General features: G+C 69.2%; 15 protein-coding genes. 7 read left to right on the top strand and 8 right to left on the bottom strand.

Annotated elements, in window-relative coordinates:
* Positions 1-226: 226 nt before the first annotated feature.
* Positions 227-1,129, top strand: a complete 903-nt coding sequence (locus tag CS1GBM4_RS00715; protein WP_186416762.1) for a DMT family transporter — start codon at positions 227-229, stop codon at positions 1,127-1,129.
* Positions 1,130-1,349: 220 nt separating this feature from the next.
* Here CS1GBM4_RS00715 and gpt read toward each other — a convergent pair whose 3' ends face one another.
* Positions 1,350-1,859: a xanthine phosphoribosyltransferase gene (gene gpt / locus CS1GBM4_RS00710; protein ID WP_186416761.1), complete on the bottom strand. Its 510-nt coding sequence runs from the start codon at positions 1,857-1,859 to the stop codon at positions 1,350-1,352.
* 155 nt (positions 1,860-2,014) lie between these two features.
* On the opposite strand from gpt, the gene CS1GBM4_RS00705 reads away from it, so the two are divergent.
* The gene (locus CS1GBM4_RS00705) at positions 2,015-2,506 is read left to right on the top strand and encodes an anthrone oxygenase family protein (RefSeq protein WP_186416760.1); all 492 of its coding nucleotides are present in this window, start codon (positions 2,015-2,017) and stop codon (positions 2,504-2,506) included.
* 4 nt (positions 2,507-2,510) lie between these two features.
* Here CS1GBM4_RS00705 and CS1GBM4_RS00700 read toward each other — a convergent pair whose 3' ends face one another.
* The 6 genes from CS1GBM4_RS00700 to CS1GBM4_RS00675 all read right to left on the bottom strand — a co-directional run bounded on the left by CS1GBM4_RS00700 (position 2,511) and on the right by CS1GBM4_RS00675 (position 10,727).
* Entirely contained in the window at positions 2,511-4,325 is a 1,815-nt protein-coding gene (locus CS1GBM4_RS00700; protein WP_186416759.1) for a methyl-accepting chemotaxis protein, read from the bottom strand.
* Between the two features lie 519 nt (positions 4,326-4,844).
* Entirely contained in the window at positions 4,845-5,609 is a 765-nt protein-coding gene (locus CS1GBM4_RS00695; protein WP_186416758.1) for a competence/damage-inducible protein A, read from the bottom strand.
* Positions 5,610-5,733: 124 nt separating this feature from the next.
* On the bottom strand, positions 5,734-6,585 hold the full coding sequence (locus CS1GBM4_RS00690) for an FkbM family methyltransferase (protein WP_186416757.1): 852 nt from the start codon (positions 6,583-6,585) through the stop codon (positions 5,734-5,736).
* Between the two features lie 67 nt (positions 6,586-6,652).
* Positions 6,653-7,393 (bottom strand): siderophore-iron reductase FhuF, encoded by a 741-nt coding sequence (fhuF, locus tag CS1GBM4_RS00685; RefSeq protein ID WP_186416756.1) that lies wholly within the window; start codon positions 7,391-7,393, stop codon positions 6,653-6,655.
* Positions 7,390-8,622: an MFS transporter gene (locus tag CS1GBM4_RS00680; RefSeq protein WP_244606988.1), complete on the bottom strand. Its 1,233-nt coding sequence runs from the start codon at positions 8,620-8,622 to the stop codon at positions 7,390-7,392. Before CS1GBM4_RS00680 ends, fhuF begins: the two co-directional genes overlap by 4 nt.
* Before the next feature lie 2 nt (positions 8,623-8,624).
* On the bottom strand, positions 8,625-10,727 hold the full coding sequence (locus CS1GBM4_RS00675) for a TonB-dependent siderophore receptor (RefSeq protein ID WP_244606987.1): 2,103 nt from the start codon (positions 10,725-10,727) through the stop codon (positions 8,625-8,627).
* Positions 10,728-11,008: 281 nt separating this feature from the next.
* On the opposite strand from CS1GBM4_RS00675, the gene map reads away from it, so the two are divergent.
* Positions 11,009-11,833, top strand: coding sequence for a type I methionyl aminopeptidase (map, locus tag CS1GBM4_RS00670; protein WP_186416755.1), 825 nt, complete (start codon positions 11,009-11,011; stop codon positions 11,831-11,833).
* Positions 11,830-12,558: a DNA repair protein RadC gene (gene radC, locus CS1GBM4_RS00665; RefSeq protein WP_186416754.1), complete on the top strand. Its 729-nt coding sequence runs from the start codon at positions 11,830-11,832 to the stop codon at positions 12,556-12,558. Before map ends, radC begins: the two co-directional genes overlap by 4 nt.
* A gap of 108 nt (positions 12,559-12,666) precedes the next feature.
* Here radC and CS1GBM4_RS00660 read toward each other — a convergent pair whose 3' ends face one another.
* Positions 12,667-13,437 carry a GntR family transcriptional regulator gene (locus tag CS1GBM4_RS00660; protein WP_210201509.1) on the bottom strand — a complete coding sequence of 257 codons (771 nt, stop codon included), beginning with the start codon at positions 13,435-13,437 and terminating at the stop codon, positions 12,667-12,669.
* Between the two features lie 170 nt (positions 13,438-13,607).
* Between CS1GBM4_RS00660 and CS1GBM4_RS00655 the strand changes: the two genes are divergently transcribed.
* From CS1GBM4_RS00655 to CS1GBM4_RS00645, 3 genes are read left to right on the top strand one after another with little or no spacing between them, the layout of a single operon-like run.
* Complete coding sequence (locus tag CS1GBM4_RS00655) at positions 13,608-15,140, top strand: ABC transporter substrate-binding protein (protein ID WP_186416753.1); 1,533 nt, start codon at positions 13,608-13,610, stop codon at positions 15,138-15,140.
* Complete coding sequence (locus CS1GBM4_RS00650) at positions 15,137-16,093, top strand: ABC transporter permease (protein ID WP_186416752.1); 957 nt, start codon at positions 15,137-15,139, stop codon at positions 16,091-16,093. Before CS1GBM4_RS00655 ends, CS1GBM4_RS00650 begins: the two co-directional genes overlap by 4 nt.
* Complete coding sequence (locus CS1GBM4_RS00645; RefSeq protein WP_186416751.1) at positions 16,090-16,893, top strand: ABC transporter permease; 804 nt, start codon at positions 16,090-16,092, stop codon at positions 16,891-16,893. The genes CS1GBM4_RS00650 and CS1GBM4_RS00645 overlap by 4 nt, the downstream gene beginning before the upstream one ends.
* Positions 16,894-16,909: the final 16 nt, after the last annotated feature.

Here is a 16,909-nt window from a genome sequence, read left to right as displayed (position 1 = left end):
AATCGCCTTGCACCCAGTCGTTCGCCCCCCATCCCCATACCCTTCCCCACAAGGGGGAAGGGAGGAACAAAGGCGATCAGCCTTGTGCGGAGGAATCCGCACAGGATAGGGAGGCCTCGCGGTTCCCCGCCCATGCGTCCGAGGTAGAGCCTCCTGCCGCGCCCACCCTTGCCGCCACCTCCCCTTACGCCCATAAGCCGCCCTGCTTCCGCAAGGCCTTCCCCCAGTGTCCAATCCCGCCTCCTCCCGCCTCGCCATCGGCTTTGCCTGCGGCATCCTCGCGGCCGTGATCTGGGGCGTTCAGGCGGTGGTCTCGCGGCAATCGGTGGCGGACGGCCTCTCGGCCGGCGACGTCACCATGCTGCGCTTCCTCGCCGCCGCGCTGGTGCTGCTGCCCTTCGCGCTCCGGCGCCTGAAGCCGTTCCCGGTCGGCCGGCTCGGCTGGACGAAGGCGCTTCTCCTCACCGCCATCGTCGGGCCGAGCTACAGCCTGATCCTGGTCGGCGGCGCGCATTTCGCCCCGGCCCTGCACTCCTCGGTGATCTCGCCCGGGCTGATCCCGGTCGCGACCGCGCTGCTCGCGAGCCTCGTCCTCGGCGAGCGCATCGCGTCGCTGCGGATCGTCGGCCTCGGCATCATCGTCGCCGGGGTTCTCGTGTTCTCCTTCGAGGCGATCGCGAACACGCCGACCCGCGAAGGCGCCTGGATCGGCGACCTGCTCTTCGTGCTGATCGCCCTGCTCTGGTCGGTGTTCGGCCTGCTCGCCCGGCGCTGGGGCGCCGACGCCGTCGAGGTCACCATGGCGACCTGCCTGCTCTCGGTGCCGCTGCTGCCGCTGCTCGCGCTGGTCCAGCCGGTCAACCTGCTCGCCGTGCCGCTGCCGGCGCTCGCGCTGCAGGCGCTCTATCAGGGCGTGCTGGTCGGGGCGGTCGCGCTCTTTCTCTACACCGAGGCGGTCGCCATCCTCGGCGCCGCCCGCGCCGCGCTGTTCCTGCCGCTGGTCCCGGTGGTCACGGCGCTGTCCGGCGCCGCCTTCCTCGGCGAGCGCGCCTCGGCGCTGGAGATCGCCGGCATGGCGCTGGCCGTCACCGGCATGGTCGTGGCGCTCCGCGCGCCGAGCAGCGCCTGAACTCCGCCGTCACTCCGGGGCGGGCCGGCAGGACCGCGCCCGGAGCCCATGACCGCGACGCGGCTCCAGTCGTCATGCTCGCCCTTGTGGCGAGCATCCACACCTTGAACGCACGCTCGACCCGCGAAGACGTGGATGGTCGGGACAAGCCCCACCATGACGAAAAGAGGGGTGGGTTCCGGGCTCGCCGCTGTGCGGCGCCCCGCAAAGACGGCTGCCCTCAGCCCTTGTGGTCCTTGGCGATCGGCTCGACATAGGCGAGCCCCATGTCCCAGGGGAAATAGATCCAGGTGTCCTGGCTGACCTCGGTGACGAAGGTGTCGACCACCGGCACGCCGGCCGGCTTGGCGTAGACCGTGGCGAAATGCGCGTTCGGCAGCATCTCGCGCACGACGCGCGCCGTCTTGCCGGTGTCGGTGAGGTCGTCGACGACCAGAACGCCCTTGCCCCTGCCGTCGCCGATGGCGCGGATCGAGGGCGCGATCTCCTTCATCACCTTGAGCTCGGACTGGTTCTTGTAGTCGTGATAGCTCGCGACGCAGACCGTCTCGATCAGGCGCAGGCCGAGCTCGCGGCAGATGATCGCCGCCGGCACCAGCCCGCCGCGGGTGATGCAGACCATCGCCTCGAACGGCCCGGCATCGGCGAGGCGCCAGGCGAGCGCGCGGGCGTCGCGATGGAACTGGTCCCAGGAAACGGGGAAGGCCTTGTTGGCGGCGGGGTCGGCCATGGCGGGTCCTGCGCGGGCTTCAGGAGAGAGCCCTTCCGCAAAGCGCATTCGGCGAAGGCTGGCAAGAGCCCGAAGGCCGAAATCCCCCGCGAGGAGCGGGAACGATCGCGCCGGCCGATGGTTGCTCGGGCAACAGGACAGGACCGGAAGCCACCATGCTCGTCGCCGTCCAGATCCTCGCGATCCTGCTCGCCGCCCTCTCGATGACGGCCGCGCTCGGTCATGCGCTCGAAATGCCCGGCAAGCTCCGGCTGGCGCGGGAGCATTATCTCGCGGTCCAGACGATCTACTATCCCGGCTTCACTGTCGCCGGCGGCCTCGGCGAGATCGGCACCATCCCCGCCAGCGCCGCGCTCGCCCTGATGCTCCCGCCGGGGAGCGCCGCCTCCCGGCTCGCCTGGGCGGCCTGCGCCAGTGCTCTGGCCGTCCAGGCCCTGTACTGGCTCGTCGTGCACCCGGTGAACCGGCACTGGCTGAAGGACAGCGAGCTCGACGCCGCCAGCGAGCGCTTCTTCAACACCGGCGCGGACGATCACACCGCCGGTTGGACCGCGCTGCGCGACCGGTGGGAACGCGGCCACGCCATCCGCGCCGTCTTCGCGACACTGGCGCTCGTGCTGCTCGCGGCCGCGACAGCGAGCGCCTGACCGCTCAGAACTCGGCCCAGCCGTCAGCGCCCCCGCCCGAGGCGACCCGCACCGGCGCCCGGGCCGCCGGCTGCGCCGGCGCGACCGCTGCCTTCATCGCCGGCAGCACCGCGCGCAGGCTCGACGCCATCGCCCCGGCCGTGTCGCCGGGGCCGAGCCGGAAATCGCCGACCAGCGCGGCGAGCGCCTGCGTCTCGGCCTGCAGATCGCGCGAGAGCTTCGAGCTGGCATCCGCCATCAGCGAGTTCTTCTGGGTCATCTCGTCCATATGGGCGACTGTCTTGGCCATCTCCTCGACGCCGTTGGCCTGCTCGGCCGCGGCGCTCGAGATCTCGGCGATGGTGCCGGCGACGCGATGAGCCGCCTCGACGATCTCGTCGAGCGTGCGCCCGGCGTCCTTGACCAGCTTGACGCCGGAGCGCACCTGCTCGCTCGAATTGGTGATCAGCGCCTTGATGCCGTTCGCCGATTCGCTCGAGCGGCCGGCCAGCGCCCGCACCTCCGAGGCGACCACGGCGAAGCCGCGCCCGGCATCGCCGGCCCGCGCGGCCTCGACCGCGGCGTTGAGCGCCAGAAGATTGGTCTGGAAGGAGATCTCGTCGATCATCGAGATGATGTCGGCGATCGAGGTCGAGGCCTGCTCGATCCGCTCCATCGCGGTGACGGCGTCGGTGACGATGGCGCCGCCGCGGGCGGCGACCGTGCGCGCCTCCTCGCCGAGAGCGGCGGCCTGGCGCGAATTGCCGGCGCTGGTCTTGATCGAGGCCGCGAGTTCCTCCGTCGTCGCCGCCGTCTCCTGCAGGCTCGAGGCCTGGTTCTCGGTGCGCTCGGCGAGCTTGACGCTTTCCGAAGCGATGCGGTCGGCAGCGCCCGCGACCTTGGCAGAGATGACGCCCACTGCGCCGATCACCTCGGCCATGTTGTCGAGCAGCCCGTTGATGTCGGTGCAGAGCGTCGCGATGCCGCCCTCCTTGCCGGCGAGCGGGATGCGCTGCGTCAGGTCCTTGTCCTTCGCCCGGCCGATGATCGCCTGCGCCTCGTCGACCGCGGCCGCGAGCTGCCGGGCGGCCTTCTGCGCCTGCGTGATGTCGGTGGCGTATTTCACGACCTTGGTCGGGCGGCCCTTGGCGTCCATGATCGGGTTGTAGCTCGCCTGGATCCAGACCTCGCGCCCGCCCTTGCCGAGGCGCAGATACTGGCCGGCATCGTATTCGCCGCGGCCGAGCTTCTCCCAGAAGGCGCGATAGGCCGGCGAGTCCCGATAGGCGGGCTCGCAGAACATCGAATGATGCTGGCCCCTGATCTCGGCCAGACTGTAGCCCATCGCCGCGAGGAAATTCTCGTTCGCGTCGAGTATCCGGCCGTCGAGCGAAAAGGAGATCACCGCCATGGCCTTGCCGATGGCGGCGACCTGGCCGCGCAGGTCGGCCTCGCTGTTCTTCTGCTCGGTGATCACGGTGGCGAGCTTGACGACCTTCACCGGCCGCCCGTCCGTCCCGAGCACCGGGGTGTAGCTGCCGGCGATCCAGACATCGCTGCCATCGGCGCCCATGCGCAGGAACTGGCCCGTCACGAACTCGCCGCGCCCGAGCCGCTCCCAGAAGGCCTTGTAGGCCGGCGCCGCCGCCTCCTCCTTCGGCACGAAGATGCTGTGATGGCGCCCCTTCACCTGGTCGAGGCTGTAGCCGAACGCCGTCAGGAAGATCTCGTTGGCGTGCAGGATCGTGCCCTTCAGGTCGAAACTGATCATCGCCATCGAGCGATTGATCGCGGCGATCTCCAGGGACTGCTCGCTCCGCGCGAAGGGGTTCAGTTGCATTCCACGCCTCATGGTTTCCGACGACACGACGGTTCGATGACGGCAGGGAAGGACAGATTGATTAACGAAAACTCAAGACGCAGAGGAACGCGCGGGCTAAATTGCTCTTCTCAGACGAATTTACGGGGATGTACATCGTATTGTACAACTCAGAGGCGCAGCATCAGCATAACCCGTCACAATACACGTTTGATCCAGATCAAGCCGGCGGAAACCTAGCGTCAGGAGGACGCGCCGAGGCCCGCCCCGCAGCGGCCGGCGGCCGCACCGCGCGGCAAGCTTCCCGCCCCGCGGCATCGTCGAGTTCTGGCCGGCGGCGCCGGCATGCCGAGCGAGGGATGGGACGGTCGGATCAGGGCGCGGCGGCGCGCCCGGGGGCAGGAGCGCCGGCAAACGGGTCTTCGTCCCGTGCGGGCCGTTCCGCCGAGCATGGGACGGCCCGGTCGGGCCGGCGCCTACGGTCCATCGCTCCGTCTTCGCGCAGAGCGGCGCGGGGGCGCGGCCGATCCGCCGGACCTGCTACGGCTGGAGGCGCGCGCGCTCCGCCTCCACCATCGCCCGGACGGCGGCCACCGCCTTCCCCAGCTTCTCGGGGTCGCGCGAGCGGATGACGATGTTGGTGTCCGGCCCGGTCTCCGACCAGAACGGATAGGATCCGATGGCGCAGTCGGGATGGGCCTTGGCGACCTCGGCGAGCGGCGTGCCGATATCGCCCTCGCGCAGGCCCGCCTGCACCGTCTCCGACAGGATCTTGGCACCGGTCCTGAGCGTCGGCCCCACAGCGTCGAGCATGGCCTGCATGATCGCTGGGACTCCGGCCATGACATGGACGTTGCCGATCCTGAAGCCCGGCGCCTTCGAGACCGGATTGGCGATCAGCTCGGCTCCTGCCGGGATCCGGGCCATGCGCAGCCTGGCCTCGTTGAGCTGGTCCTTGGGAAAGCGCTCGAGCAGCATGTCGATCGCGCGCTGGTCGTGGTCGATCGGCACGCCGAAAGCGGCGGCGACGGCATCTGCCGTGATGTCGTCATGGGTCGGCCCGATGCCGCCGGTGGTGAAGACGTAGGTGTAGCGCGAGCGCAGCGCGTTCAGCGCCGAGACGATCTCGTCGGTCAGGTCCGGCACGATCCGGACCTCGCGCAGCTCGATGCCGATCTTGGTCAGGTACTCGGCGATGTAGCCGATGTTCTTGTCCTTGGTCCGCCCGGACAGAATCTCGTCGCCGATCACCAGGATCGCGGCTGTGACGACGGGCTGGAAGGCGGGCGATGGCGCTGCCGTCATGGGCTTGTCCCCGATACTCTGAAATGCCGTTGCGCGCGCCGATCTGCGAATGAGTTAAGCTGCTTGCACGCGGTCGCTCAAGCGGCGCGCCAGTCGGGGCCGCCATGCGCGCGCGGCGTGGGCGTCACGGGCTCTTGCGCTCGTAGACGAGGTTGAGCCGGGTCTGGGCGACCAGCCTGTAGCCCTTGCTCTCCAGCAGGGCCGGCAGGTCGCTCTGCCAGCGTCCGCGCGAATCCTCGACGATGATGAAGCCGGGCCACAGCGCCTCCGGCGCGTCGCGCAGGAACGGCTCGAGGATCAGGTCCTCCGCGCCCTCGACGTCGAGCTTGACCGCGTCGAGCCGCTCATAGCCCTCGCTCTGCACCAGGGCGAGCAGCGTCGTCGCCGGCACGCGCACGGAGGTCGCGCTGCTCGAGCGCAGGATGCGCACGCTCGATTCGCCCTTGTTGGCCGGATCGAGGAAGAGCGTCAGCTCGCCCGGCTTGTCGGCCAGCGCGCAGGCCACCGCCTTGACCGTGCCGAACGGGTTCTGGGCGATGTTGTAGGTCAGGCGCGCGAAGACCTCGGGCTGCGGCTCGACCGCGAGGATGCGCGCCCCGCGCCCGGCCCGGGCCGCGACGAACAGCGAATAGGCCCCGATATTGGCGCCGATGTCGATGAAGCAGAAGCCGTCGCGGATCCGCGCTGCCAGGAGCTCGCGCTCCTGCGCGTCGAAATATTGCGGCGTGAACAGCACGCGCTTCTCGCAGACATTGCCCTCGGGATAGAGCCGCATCTGCGCGCCGAGCGCCTCGATGTCGACCGGACGCCCCTTCAGCGAGTTGAGCCCGAGCCGGCGCAGCGCATAGGCGAGCTTGCGCCCGAGGAAGGAATCCGAGGCGCCGCGCGTCCAGCCGATGATGCGGGCGACGAGCCCCTGCGGCGCGAAGGTGCCGAAAGGCTTGTCCTCGGCCGATCTGATCTCATTGAGTGCCATCGGCGCGCTGTACACCCCAAGCGCCGGCGGCGCCAGAGCCGGATCGTCGCCGGCGTGGCGAACCGGGTCAGGCGGCATCGCTCGCGGCCGCAGCGCAGTCCGCGTTCAACGGGCAGAGGCTGCCGCAATCGGCGACGCCGGCCAGGAGATAGCGCAGGCAGCAGAGCTTGCGGCGCCGGACCGGCTCGCCGCTCTCGACCGGGTAGCGCACCGCCTCGAACATCGGGTTGCGCTGGCCTCCCGGCTCCAGTCGGCGTTCCAGGCGCAGCCGCGCCGCCGCGAGCGCCCGCGGGTCAGCGAGTTCGGCCGGCAGCTGGTGCAGGGTCCATTCGAAGATCGCCGCCGCATTGGCCCAGAGCAGCCGCGGCGAGACCCGGAACTGTCCGGCGAGCCGGGCGATCAGCGGCGCGACATGGCCGTCGAGCAGCCGTCCGAAGCGCTCCGCCCCACCGGCATGCGCCGTCCCCTCGTCCGGGATGACGATCGCGCTCGTCAGCCCCGCCTCCTGCGGCACGATCGCGATCCGGTCGAGCTCGAGCGGCAGGTCGCGGTCGCACAGCAGGGTCGCGAGCGTCGCCGGGACGACCAGCGCGCCGAAATGCCATTGCGTCCACATCGAGACCAGCGCCCGCGGGTCGCTGCCGGGATAGAGCGCGGCGAAGCGGGCGATCAGCCGGTCGGCGCCGCCGTCGAGCAGATCCCGGCCCGGCAAGACCTCGCGCCCTGCGCCCGGCAGCACGAGCTTGTCCCTGTACCGGGCCAGCGCCTCGGGAAAGCACGCGGCGAAGGACGGCAGCGGCCCGGTCATCCCGGCGCCGCCTGCCGCCGGGCCGCCGGCCGATCCGGGACGGCCGGCCCGCCGAGCAGCGCCGTCAGCGGCGCCGCGACCAGCGCGGCCGCCGCGGCGAGCGCGAAGCAGGCGCCGTAGCCGAGATGCTGCGCGACCCAGCCGGAGCCGACCCCCGCGGCCATGCTGACCAGCCCGTCCATGCATTGCAGCAGGGTGAAGTCGACGCCGGCCTGGCGCGGGTCGGACAGCGCCATGAAGCGGGCATAGAGCGCGACGAAGCCGAGCGCCATGACGCCGGAGGAACTCGCCAGCGCCAGTGTGAGCACGAGCGGCTGCGGCAGGCCGCGCCAGGCGGCGAGACCGAGCCCCGCGAGCGACGAGGCCTGCAGCAGCAGCGCCAGCACGAGCACGCTGCGCGCACCGAACGCCCGCACCAGCGCGCCGCCGAGCAGCGCGCAGGCGAAGCCGACCGCCAGGCCGCCGATGCCGTTGACCAGGCCGATCGAGGCGAGATCGAGCCCGCTGTCGACCAGATAGGGACCGAGCATGGCGACGCCCCATTTCTGCGCCGGCACGTAGATGGCGGCGAGCAGGAGGCCCGCGCGCATCTCCGGCCGCTTCAGCGCCTGTTTCAGCGCCGGCTGGTGCGTCCGCCGTGCCGGTGCGGCTGGAGGCGGCGAGAGCAGGAAGGGCAGCGCCAGGACGAGGAGCAGCCCCGCCATGGCGAAGCTGGCCAGCCGCCAGTCGAGCCGCGCCACCAGGACGAGGAACAGGCCGGAGCCGATCGCCGAGCCGAGATAGGCCCCGCCGACCTGGGCGGCGTTGCCCCAGCCGTGATGGGCCTGCGACAGCGTCTCGACCGCGTGCCCGTCGCAGGCGATGTCGCCGGTCGAGGCGGCGAAGGCGATCAGCACGAAGACGCTGATCAGCGGAACGAACGCCACCGGTCCGATCAGGCCGACCGCGACGAGCCCGACGGCCGAGATCAGCGTCGTCGCCAGCACGATCCTGCGCGAGCGCGCCCGGCCGGCAGCCGGCAGCCGGTAGCGCTCGACCGCAGGCGCCCACAGGAACTTCAGCGCCCAGGGCAGCACGGCGAGATAGGTCAGGCCGATCTGGTCGAGCGGCAGGCCGCGCTCGCGCAGCACGCTCGGCAGGGCGATGAAGGTCAGCCCGCCGATCACGCTCTGGCCGACATAGAGCCCGCCGATGGCGAGGACGACCGCCGCCGGCGGCGGCAGGGACACCCTCACCAGCGATAGCGCAGGCTGGCGATGACCTTGCGTCCCTCGTCGAAATAGCAATAGCCGGCGGTGCAGGTCTGCTCGACCTCGTCAAGCAGGTTGGTGGCGTTGACCTGAATGCGCATGCCCTTCAGCTGCGGGCTGAGATTCTCCAGATCGTAGCGGATCGAGGCGTCGACGAAGGTGCGCGCCTTGTTGTCGATCACCGGCCGGCCGAGATTGTCGCCGAGGCTGGAGCCGACATAGCGCACGCCGCCGCCGATCCCGAGCCCGCGCGCCGGCCCGTCCTGCACGGCGTAATCGAGCCAGAGCGAGGCCATGTGATAGGGTACGCTGGTCAGCCGGTTGCCGACGGTTTCCTCGGTCAGTTTCTTGATGCGGGCGTCGTTGTAGGAATAGGAGGCCTGCAGGCTGAGCCCGTTCGCGAGCGAGGCGACGCCCTCGATCTCGAACCCGCTGGAACGCAGGTCGATCTGGACCTGGCGGTTGAGGCCGTCGACGACCTCGTAGACCACCCCGTTCTCCTGGCGGATGTTGAACACCGCGGCGCGCAGCGAGGCGTTGTAGCCCGGCAGATCGTATTTCACCCCGAGCTCGGCCTGCTTGCCGCTCGTCGGCTGCGCGACGCCGCCATTCAGCACCGTGCCGGGATTGGGCACGAAGGAGGTGCCGTAGCTGACATAGGGCGCGAGCCCGAACGCGGTGACGTAGGACAGCGCGGCCCGGCCGGTGAACTTGCCGTCGCTGCGCCTGCTCTCGGTCGGCACCGCGCCGGCCGAGCCCGCCTCGAAGGCGCTGTCGACCCAATCCTGGCGGAGGCCGGCCGAAAGGCGCCAGTTCCCCCATTTGACCTGGTCCTGCAGATAGACGCCGGTCGTGGTCAGCCTCTGCTCTGTCCGCCACAGGAAAGCAGGATTGTAGCCGAGCGGCACGCCGCCGAAGGCTTCCTTGCTCTTGTAGTGCAATCGGCTGAAGTCGACGCCGGCGAGCAGCGTATGGTCGAGCGCGCCGGTGCGGACCTTGGCCTCCAGCGAGCTGTCGATCGAGAAGCCCTCGGTGTTCTCGCGGGTCAGCCCCGGCTCGCCATAGACGTATTGCTGGTTGTTGCCGAGCTTCGAGAAGCGGGCGCGCTGGCGGAAGGTGAAGACCTCGTCGAACCTGTGCTCGAACTCGTAGCCGATCCGCGCCTGCTGCTGGCGGAAGTCGTTATAGCGCCTGTCGCCGACATAGACCCTGGTCGCGCCCATGGTCTTGAACAGCACATTGCCCTGGCGGTCGACGTAAGGGCCGTACTGGTTGAGATAGGCCGCCGTGCCGCCGGTGGTCGAATCCATGTACTCGCCGAGCACGGTGAGCTGGGTCGCCTCGTTCGGCTTCCAGGTCAGCGCCGGCGCGATGAAGATCCGGTCGTCCCTGATCGCGCTGATGTCGCTCCTGGCGTCGCGGATGAGGCCGGTCAGTCGGTAGAGCAGCGTCCCCTCCGGATTGGCCGGGCCGGACAGGTCGAAATTGAACTGCTTGCGCCCGAAGGAGCCGGCCTGGACCTCGATCTCGCGGAAGGGCGTCTGCGTCGGCCGTTTCGAGATCAGGTCGACGATGCCGGCGCTGGTGCTGGCGCCGTAGATCGCCGAAGCCGGCCCCCGCAGCACGCTGATCGCCTCCAGCCCATAGGGTTCGAGCCGCATCAGCCCGTTCGGGCTGCCGATCTGGCGCAGCCCGTCGCGGAACACCGCGTTGTGGGTGACGTCGATGCCGCGGATGGTGAAGGCGTCGTAGCGCGGATCGAAGCCATAGGTGCCGATCCTTGCGCCCGGCGTGTAGGCCAGGGCCTCGAGGAGGTTCTGCGGCTTGCGCTCCTCCAGCTGCGCCTGCGTCACCGTCGAGACCGACATCGGCGTCTCGAGCAGCGGCGTGTCGGTCTTGGACGCGCTGCGACCCGAGGTCGCGACATAGCCATTGGCGGTGAAGACGCCCTTCTCGCCGGAACCCTGGCCCTCGACCACGATCGTGTCGAGCTGGATCTGGCGCCCCGGCTCGGCCTGTGCGAACGCCAGGGTGGGCAGGAAGGCGAGGGCCGACGACCCCAGCAAGGCAAGACGACTATTCACGGCACGCGACTCTCGGCAGGATCGAATGTCCGCGCCCTACCAATCTCGGAACAACAGAGTCAATACTTTATAGTTTTGAATTATTACAGAAAAAGATAAACTCAATTCTGGAATTCATATCGAGAATAGCTTTATCGCATCAGGGCACAGATGAATCTCGCCGCATCCGCTTTCGGCCTCGCTCGACCTCCGCGCCGTTCCGGCGACGCCGGCCGGGGCGCATCCGCCTTGCGCCCCGGGCCAAACCCAATAGATAAGGGGTCAAGGAGCGGCCTTCCGACATGACCTTGAATGAATCGATCTCGCGGGCGCGGCGCGACCCGGCCATCAAGCTGCATGGTCCCGAGGCCTTCGCGGCGATGCGCAAGGCCGGGCAGATCACGGCGCGCGGCCTCGACATGCTCGCCGCCGAGGTCAGGCCCGGCGTGACCACCCAGCGCCTCGACGATCTCGCCTTCCAGTTCGCGATGGACAACGGCGCCTATCCGGCGACCCTGTTCTACCGCGGCTACACCAAGTCGATCTGCACCTCGATCAACCATGTCGTCTGCCACGGCATCCCCGACGACAAGCCGCTGCGCGAAGGCGACATCGTCAACATCGACTACACGCTGATCGTCGATGGCTGGCATGGCGATTCCAGCCGGATGTTCGCGGTCGGCGACATCCCGCGCAAGGCGGAGCGGCTGATCGAGATCACCTATGAGAGCCTGCTGCGCGGCGTCCGCGCGGTGCGGCCGGGGGCGACGACCGGCGATATCGGCTTCGCCATCCAGCGCTATGCCGAGGGCGAGCGCTGCTCGGTGGTGCGCGACTTCTGCGGCCACGGCCTCGGCGAGGTCTTCCACGACGCGCCGAACATCCTGCACTATGGCAGCCCCGGCGAAGGCGTCGAGCTCAAGCCCGGCATGCTCTTCACCATCGAGCCGATGATCAATCTCGGCAAGGCGAGCGTGAAGGTGCTCTCCGACGGCTGGACGGCGGTGACGCGCGACCGCTCGCTCTCGGCCCAGTTCGAGCACACGGTCGGCGTGACCGACACCGGCTGCGAGATCTTCACGCTCTCCCCCGCCGGCCTCGACAACCCGCTCGCACCGCGCACATGAAGACCGGCGGCAACGGCAAGCCAGCCCTGGTTGCCGCCGCCTCCGACGACGCGCCGCCGCATCATCTCGGCCATCGCGAAAGGCTGCGCCAGCGCTTCCTCGGCGCCGGCGAGGCCGCCCTGCCCGATTACGAGCTGCTCGAGCTGCTGCTCTTCCGCTCGATCCCGCAGCGCGACGTCAAGCCGCTCGCCAAGCAGCTGATCCAGCATTTCGGCTCCTTCGCCGAGGTGATCGGCGCGCCGATCGCAAGGCTGAGGGAGGTCAAGGGCGTCGGCGACAGCGTCGCGCTCGACCTCAAGATCGTCGAGGCGGCGCTGAAGCGGGCGATGAAGGGCCAGGTCGCCAACAAGCCGGTGCTCTCCTCCTGGTCCTCGGTGGTCGATTACTGCCGCCTCGCCATGGCCTTCGCCGAGCGCGAGCAGTTCCGCATCCTCTTCCTCGACAAGAAGAACGCGCTGATCGCCGACGAGGTGCAGCAGACCGGCACCGTCGACCACACCCCGGTCTATCCGCGCGAGGTGATGCGCCGGGCGCTCGAGCTCTCGGCGACGGCGCTCATCCTCGTGCACAACCACCCGTCCGGCGACCCGACGCCCTCCGGCGCCGACATGCGCATGACCCGCGAACTGGTCGACATCGCCAGGCCGCTCGGCATCGCCATCCACGACCACATCATCGTCGGCCGTGACGGCCATGCCAGCTTCAAGGGGCTCGGGCTGATCTGACGCGGCCAGACACACCCCTCGTGAGGTGGAATAAGGCCGCTTCAGGAGCGGAAATGCTCCGGCGTTGACCAGGATGTGCGGCTCGATCCCGCGCTCGCGCCATCCATTTCAATCCGCGTCGCCAAGCGAATAGCCCGGCAGGCGCGAGACGACGCCGCCGATCGGGCGCAGATGCTGCTCCAGAACCGCGCGCGCCCGGGCTTCGTCCCAGGCCTGAAGGGCATCGAGCAGGGCGTAGTGCTCACCGCGAATGCGCTCGATCCGGTTCGGGTCGATGCGCAGCGCGGTCATGGCGACACGCTGCTGGCGCGAGCTGAGCGACTGGTAGAGCTCGGACAGAACCTCGTTGCCGAGCGCCGTGACCATGGCGGAATGGAAGGCCTGGTTGAGTTCGACCCGGGCGAAATGATCGCTGAAAGGCGTATCCTCCAACCGGTCCAGGATGGCCGTCATCTGCTGCGGCACCGGAATCCTCTGCTGGCAGATGCGCGCGACCGCATAGCCCTCGATCATCCGTCGCGTTTCATAGAGATCGACCAGTTCCTGCGCCGTGACCTGGCGCACGAGCGCCCCGCGACGCGGCAACAGGTCGATGAAGCGCTCCGCCTCCAGCCGGTGGAAAGCCTCGCGCACCGGCGTCCGCGAGATACCCAGCACCGAGGAGATCTGCTCCTCCTCGATGAAGGAGCCGCCGGCGAAGTTGCCACGCAAGATCTGCTCGCGGACATGAGCGTAGACCCGCTCGCGCGCGGGCTTCGCGGCGGACGGCCCAGACTCCCGCGCCTTCATTCCATCAGCGATTTGCATATCGCAACCGCCTTCCATCACGATCCAAGGCGTCGACACCCGAACATCCGCCACGTATACATGACGCATCATGATTTTGCACCATCGCCGAGAAGCACCCCGCAGAAGCCTGCGCCACGATCGGTCGGCGCCGGCCGCCACGCCGCATCGGCGGGCACGCGGTTCCATGATGGCGCTATTCTTGCTCGGCGCAGACCAGCTCCGATCAGGCCCTCTCGCAGCCCGCCACTGAGGATGAAGTCATGACGCTCTCCCGCCGCACGCTTGTTGGAGCCGGCCTCGCAGCCCCGCTGCTGGCCTCTCCCCTCCTGAGCGGGCCGGCGGCGGCGCAGCGCGCCAGCGGCATCCTGCGTTTCGGTCTCTCCGCCTTCCCACCCAATCTCCAGCCCTGGGTTTCGACGGGCGCCTCGGCCGGGACGGTGAAGCTGCTGACGCATCGCAGCCTCGTCTCCTATGACAACAAGGGGCAGTTGCGCGGGGAGCTGGCGGAATCCTGGGCCATCGACGCTGACGGCGCCTGGGTCTTCAAGCTGCGCCAGGGCGCCGTCTTCCACAATGGCGAGCCGGTGACGGCCGACGATGTCAAATGGTCGATCGAACAGATCGCCGGCGAGAAGTCGACCGCGTATATGCGGACGCAGTTCCAGGAGATCGAGCGCGTCGAGATCCCGAACCCGCAGACGATCCGCCTGGTCACCAAGACGCCTCAGGCGACGCTGCCGAGCTGGTTCGGCAACTACAACACCTTCGTGATCTGGCGGAAATCGACCCCGAACGAACCGATCGGCGCCGGGCCCTTCCGGCTCGCCGGGCAGGAGCGCGGCACCTCGCTCGATCTCGTCGCCTTCGACAAGTTCTACAAGCCCGGCTTCCCCAAGCTGAAGGGCATCAGGTTCATCGTCTACGCCGACGAGAACCTGCGCAACGCGGCCCTGATGGCCGGCGACGTCGACATGATCGAATACGTCCCCTGGCAATCCATGGCCGCAGTCGAGGCCGAGCCGCGGCTCAAGCTCGATTCGGTCGAGGGTCCCTTCATGGACATCCTCTTCAACGGCACCAAGCCGCCCTTCAACGATCCGCGCGTGCGCAGGGCGGTGGCCCATGCGGTCAAGCGCGAGGACATCGTCAAGGCCGCCTTCTTCGGCCGCGGCAAGCCGCTGGAAGGCCTGCCGATCGTCGAGGGCACGCCCTGGTGGGACAAGGACCTCGCACGCGGATGGGCCTATGACCCCGCCCGCGCCAAGGCGCTGCTCGCCGAGGCCGGCTTCGCCAACGGCTTCCAGACGACGCTGCTTTCGACCGCGCAGTTCGGCATGCACAAGGACACCGCCGAGGTCGTCCAGCAGCATCTTTCCGCCATCGGCATCCAGTGCGAACTGCAGCTGCCGGACTGGTCGACGCGCGTCAGCCGCGGCTCACGCGGCCAGTACGACATGGCCATCCATGGCGTCTCGGCCGACAACAACGACCCGGACGGGCTCACCGTCGTGCTCGACACCTCGCTCTCGCCGAGCCACGGCCGCTCCTTCAAGGTCGAGGCGCCGCGGACCATCGCCGCGCTCGCCAAGGGCCGCGCCGAGTTCGACCAGGCCAAGCGCGTCGAGATCTACAGGGAGATGCAGCGCGCTGCGCTCGAGGAGGTGCCGCTCGTCGGCCTCGCCTGGCGCTCGCAGGGCTATGGCATGAACAAGGGCGTGAAAGGCTTCACCAACCTGCCCGGTGCGCTGACGACCTCGTCGGGCGGCATGCTCGAGGAGACCTTCTTCGGATGACCGGCGTCTGGCTCGCGCATCGCATCGCGGTCTCGCTGGTCCTGGCCTGGGTCGTCGCAACGATCGTCTTCCTCGCTTTGCACATGGTGCCGGGCGATCCGGCCGAACTCCTGCTGTCGACCGGCGGCATCTCGCCGGACCCGGCCTCCGTCGCCGAGCTTCGCCAGAAGCTCGGGCTCGAACGGCCGCTCCTGATCCAATACGGCGCCTTCCTGGCCGGGCTGCTGCGCGGCGATCTCGGCACCTCGCTGGTCGACGACTACCCCGTCCTCCACGAAATCGCGCTGCGCCTGCCGCGCACGCTCGAGCTGATCTTCGCCGGCACGCTGCTGGCGATCATCATCGGCGTTCCCGCCGGCGTCTACGCTGCGATGCATCGCGGCGGCACGTTCGACCGTTGCGCCTCGGGCGTGACCGCGCTCCTGCTGGCGGTCCCGGTCTTCGTCGTCGGCACTCTGCTCGTGCTGCTCTTCGCGCAGACGCTGCGGATCATGCCGGCCGGCGGCTTTGCGCCCTTCGCGCAGGATCCCCTGCTTCATCTCAAGCTGCTGGCCCTGCCGGCGATCGCGATCGGCAAGGGGCTCGCCGCCGTGCTGTTCCGCATGACCCGCGCCGCCATGCTCGACGCGCTCGCCAACGACTATGTCCGCACGGCCCGCGCCAAGGGCCTCGCGCCCGGCCGCATCCTCGTCGTCCATGTGCTGCGGAACGCGCTCAACCCCGTCATCACCGTGCTCGGCCTGCACATGGGCACGCTGCTCGGCGGCACGGTGCTGGTCGAATATGTCTTCAACTGGCCCGGCCTCTCGACGCCGCTGCTGCGCGCGGTCGAGGCGCGCGATTATCCGATGGTGGTCGGCATCGTGCTGACGATTTCCGTGCTGTTCCTTCTGATCAACCTGATCGTCGAAATGCTCCAGGCGGCGCTCGACCCGAGGATCGGCGCACGATGAGCCGGCTCTGGTTTCCAGGCGCCTTCGTCGCGCTGATCCTCCTGCTGGCGCTCGCCGCTCCGCTGCTCGGCCTGCCCGATCCGGTGCGGCAGGACATCGCGCTCCGCCTCGCCGGACCGATGTCGGGCTCCTGGCTCGGTCGCGACGAATTCGGCCGCGACGTGCTCTCGCGCCTGATATGGGGGGCACGCACCAGCCTCTCCGTCGCCTTCGCCTCGGCGTTGACGGCCTGCGTCATCGGCGTCGCGCTCGGGTTGATCGGCGGCTGGTCGCGCGGCGTCGGCTCACTCCTGTCGGTGCGCAGCATGGACATCATCCTGTGCTTCCCGCCGGTGCTGCTGGCGCTGCTCGTCGTGACGCTGCTGGGACCGGGCGCCGCGACGCTGATCCTGGTGCTCTCGGTGCTCTACCTGCCGGGCTTTGCGCGCGTGACCTACTCCGAGGTTCTCTCCGTGCGCGGGCGCGACTATGTCGAGGCGACGCGGGCGCTCGGCGCCCCGACCTGGTACATCCTGTTGCGCACCGTGCTGCCGAACATCGCCGGCCCGGTGCTGGTGCAATTGTCGCTCGCAGTCGCCGCCGCCGTGGTGCTGGAGAGCGGGCTCTCCTTCCTCGGGCTCGGCGTCGTCCCACCAGCGCCCTCATGGGGGCTGATGATCCGTGGGGCGCGCGCCACCATGGAGCAGGCGCCGCTGCTGCTGATCTGGCCCTGCGCGGCGCTGACCCTGACCATCCTCGCCATGAACCTGCTCTGCGACGCGCTGCGCGACGCAGTCGATCCACGCACGGCGGGGCGCTGACCCGCTCCCCTCCTCC

The sequence above is a fragment of the Allobosea sp. CS1GBMeth4 genome (genome assembly GCF_900185715.1).
Lineage (GTDB): Bacteria > Pseudomonadota > Alphaproteobacteria > Rhizobiales > Beijerinckiaceae > Allobosea.
The sequence above is the reverse complement of the archived record's forward strand: the minus strand, read 5'-3'. Positions and strand labels throughout refer to the sequence as shown.

Excerpts from the sequence above, each read along its gene's own strand:
- fhuF (WP_186416756.1), bottom strand. The coding sequence starts at position 7,393 with ATGACCGGGCCGCTGCCGTCCTTCGCCGCGTGCTTTCCCGAGGCGCTG.
- CS1GBM4_RS00690 (WP_186416757.1), bottom strand. The coding sequence starts at position 6,585 with ATGGCACTCAATGAGATCAGATCGGCCGAGGACAAGCCTTTCGGCACC.
- radC (WP_186416754.1), top strand. The coding sequence starts at position 11,830 with ATGAAGACCGGCGGCAACGGCAAGCCAGCCCTGGTTGCCGCCGCCTCC.
- CS1GBM4_RS00700 (WP_186416759.1), bottom strand. The coding sequence starts at position 4,325 with ATGCAACTGAACCCCTTCGCGCGGAGCGAGCAGTCCCTGGAGATCGCC.
- CS1GBM4_RS00695 (WP_186416758.1), bottom strand. The coding sequence starts at position 5,609 with ATGACGGCAGCGCCATCGCCCGCCTTCCAGCCCGTCGTCACAGCCGCG.
- CS1GBM4_RS00705 (WP_186416760.1), top strand. The coding sequence starts at position 2,015 with ATGCTCGTCGCCGTCCAGATCCTCGCGATCCTGCTCGCCGCCCTCTCG.
- CS1GBM4_RS00660 (WP_210201509.1), bottom strand. The coding sequence starts at position 13,437 with ATGATGCGTCATGTATACGTGGCGGATGTTCGGGTGTCGACGCCTTGG.
- CS1GBM4_RS00650 (WP_186416752.1), top strand. The coding sequence starts at position 15,137 with ATGACCGGCGTCTGGCTCGCGCATCGCATCGCGGTCTCGCTGGTCCTG.
- CS1GBM4_RS00645 (WP_186416751.1), top strand. The coding sequence starts at position 16,090 with ATGAGCCGGCTCTGGTTTCCAGGCGCCTTCGTCGCGCTGATCCTCCTG.
- CS1GBM4_RS00655 (WP_186416753.1), top strand. The coding sequence starts at position 13,608 with ATGACGCTCTCCCGCCGCACGCTTGTTGGAGCCGGCCTCGCAGCCCCG.
- gpt (WP_186416761.1), bottom strand. The coding sequence starts at position 1,859 with ATGGCCGACCCCGCCGCCAACAAGGCCTTCCCCGTTTCCTGGGACCAG.
- map (WP_186416755.1), top strand. The coding sequence starts at position 11,009 with ATGACCTTGAATGAATCGATCTCGCGGGCGCGGCGCGACCCGGCCATC.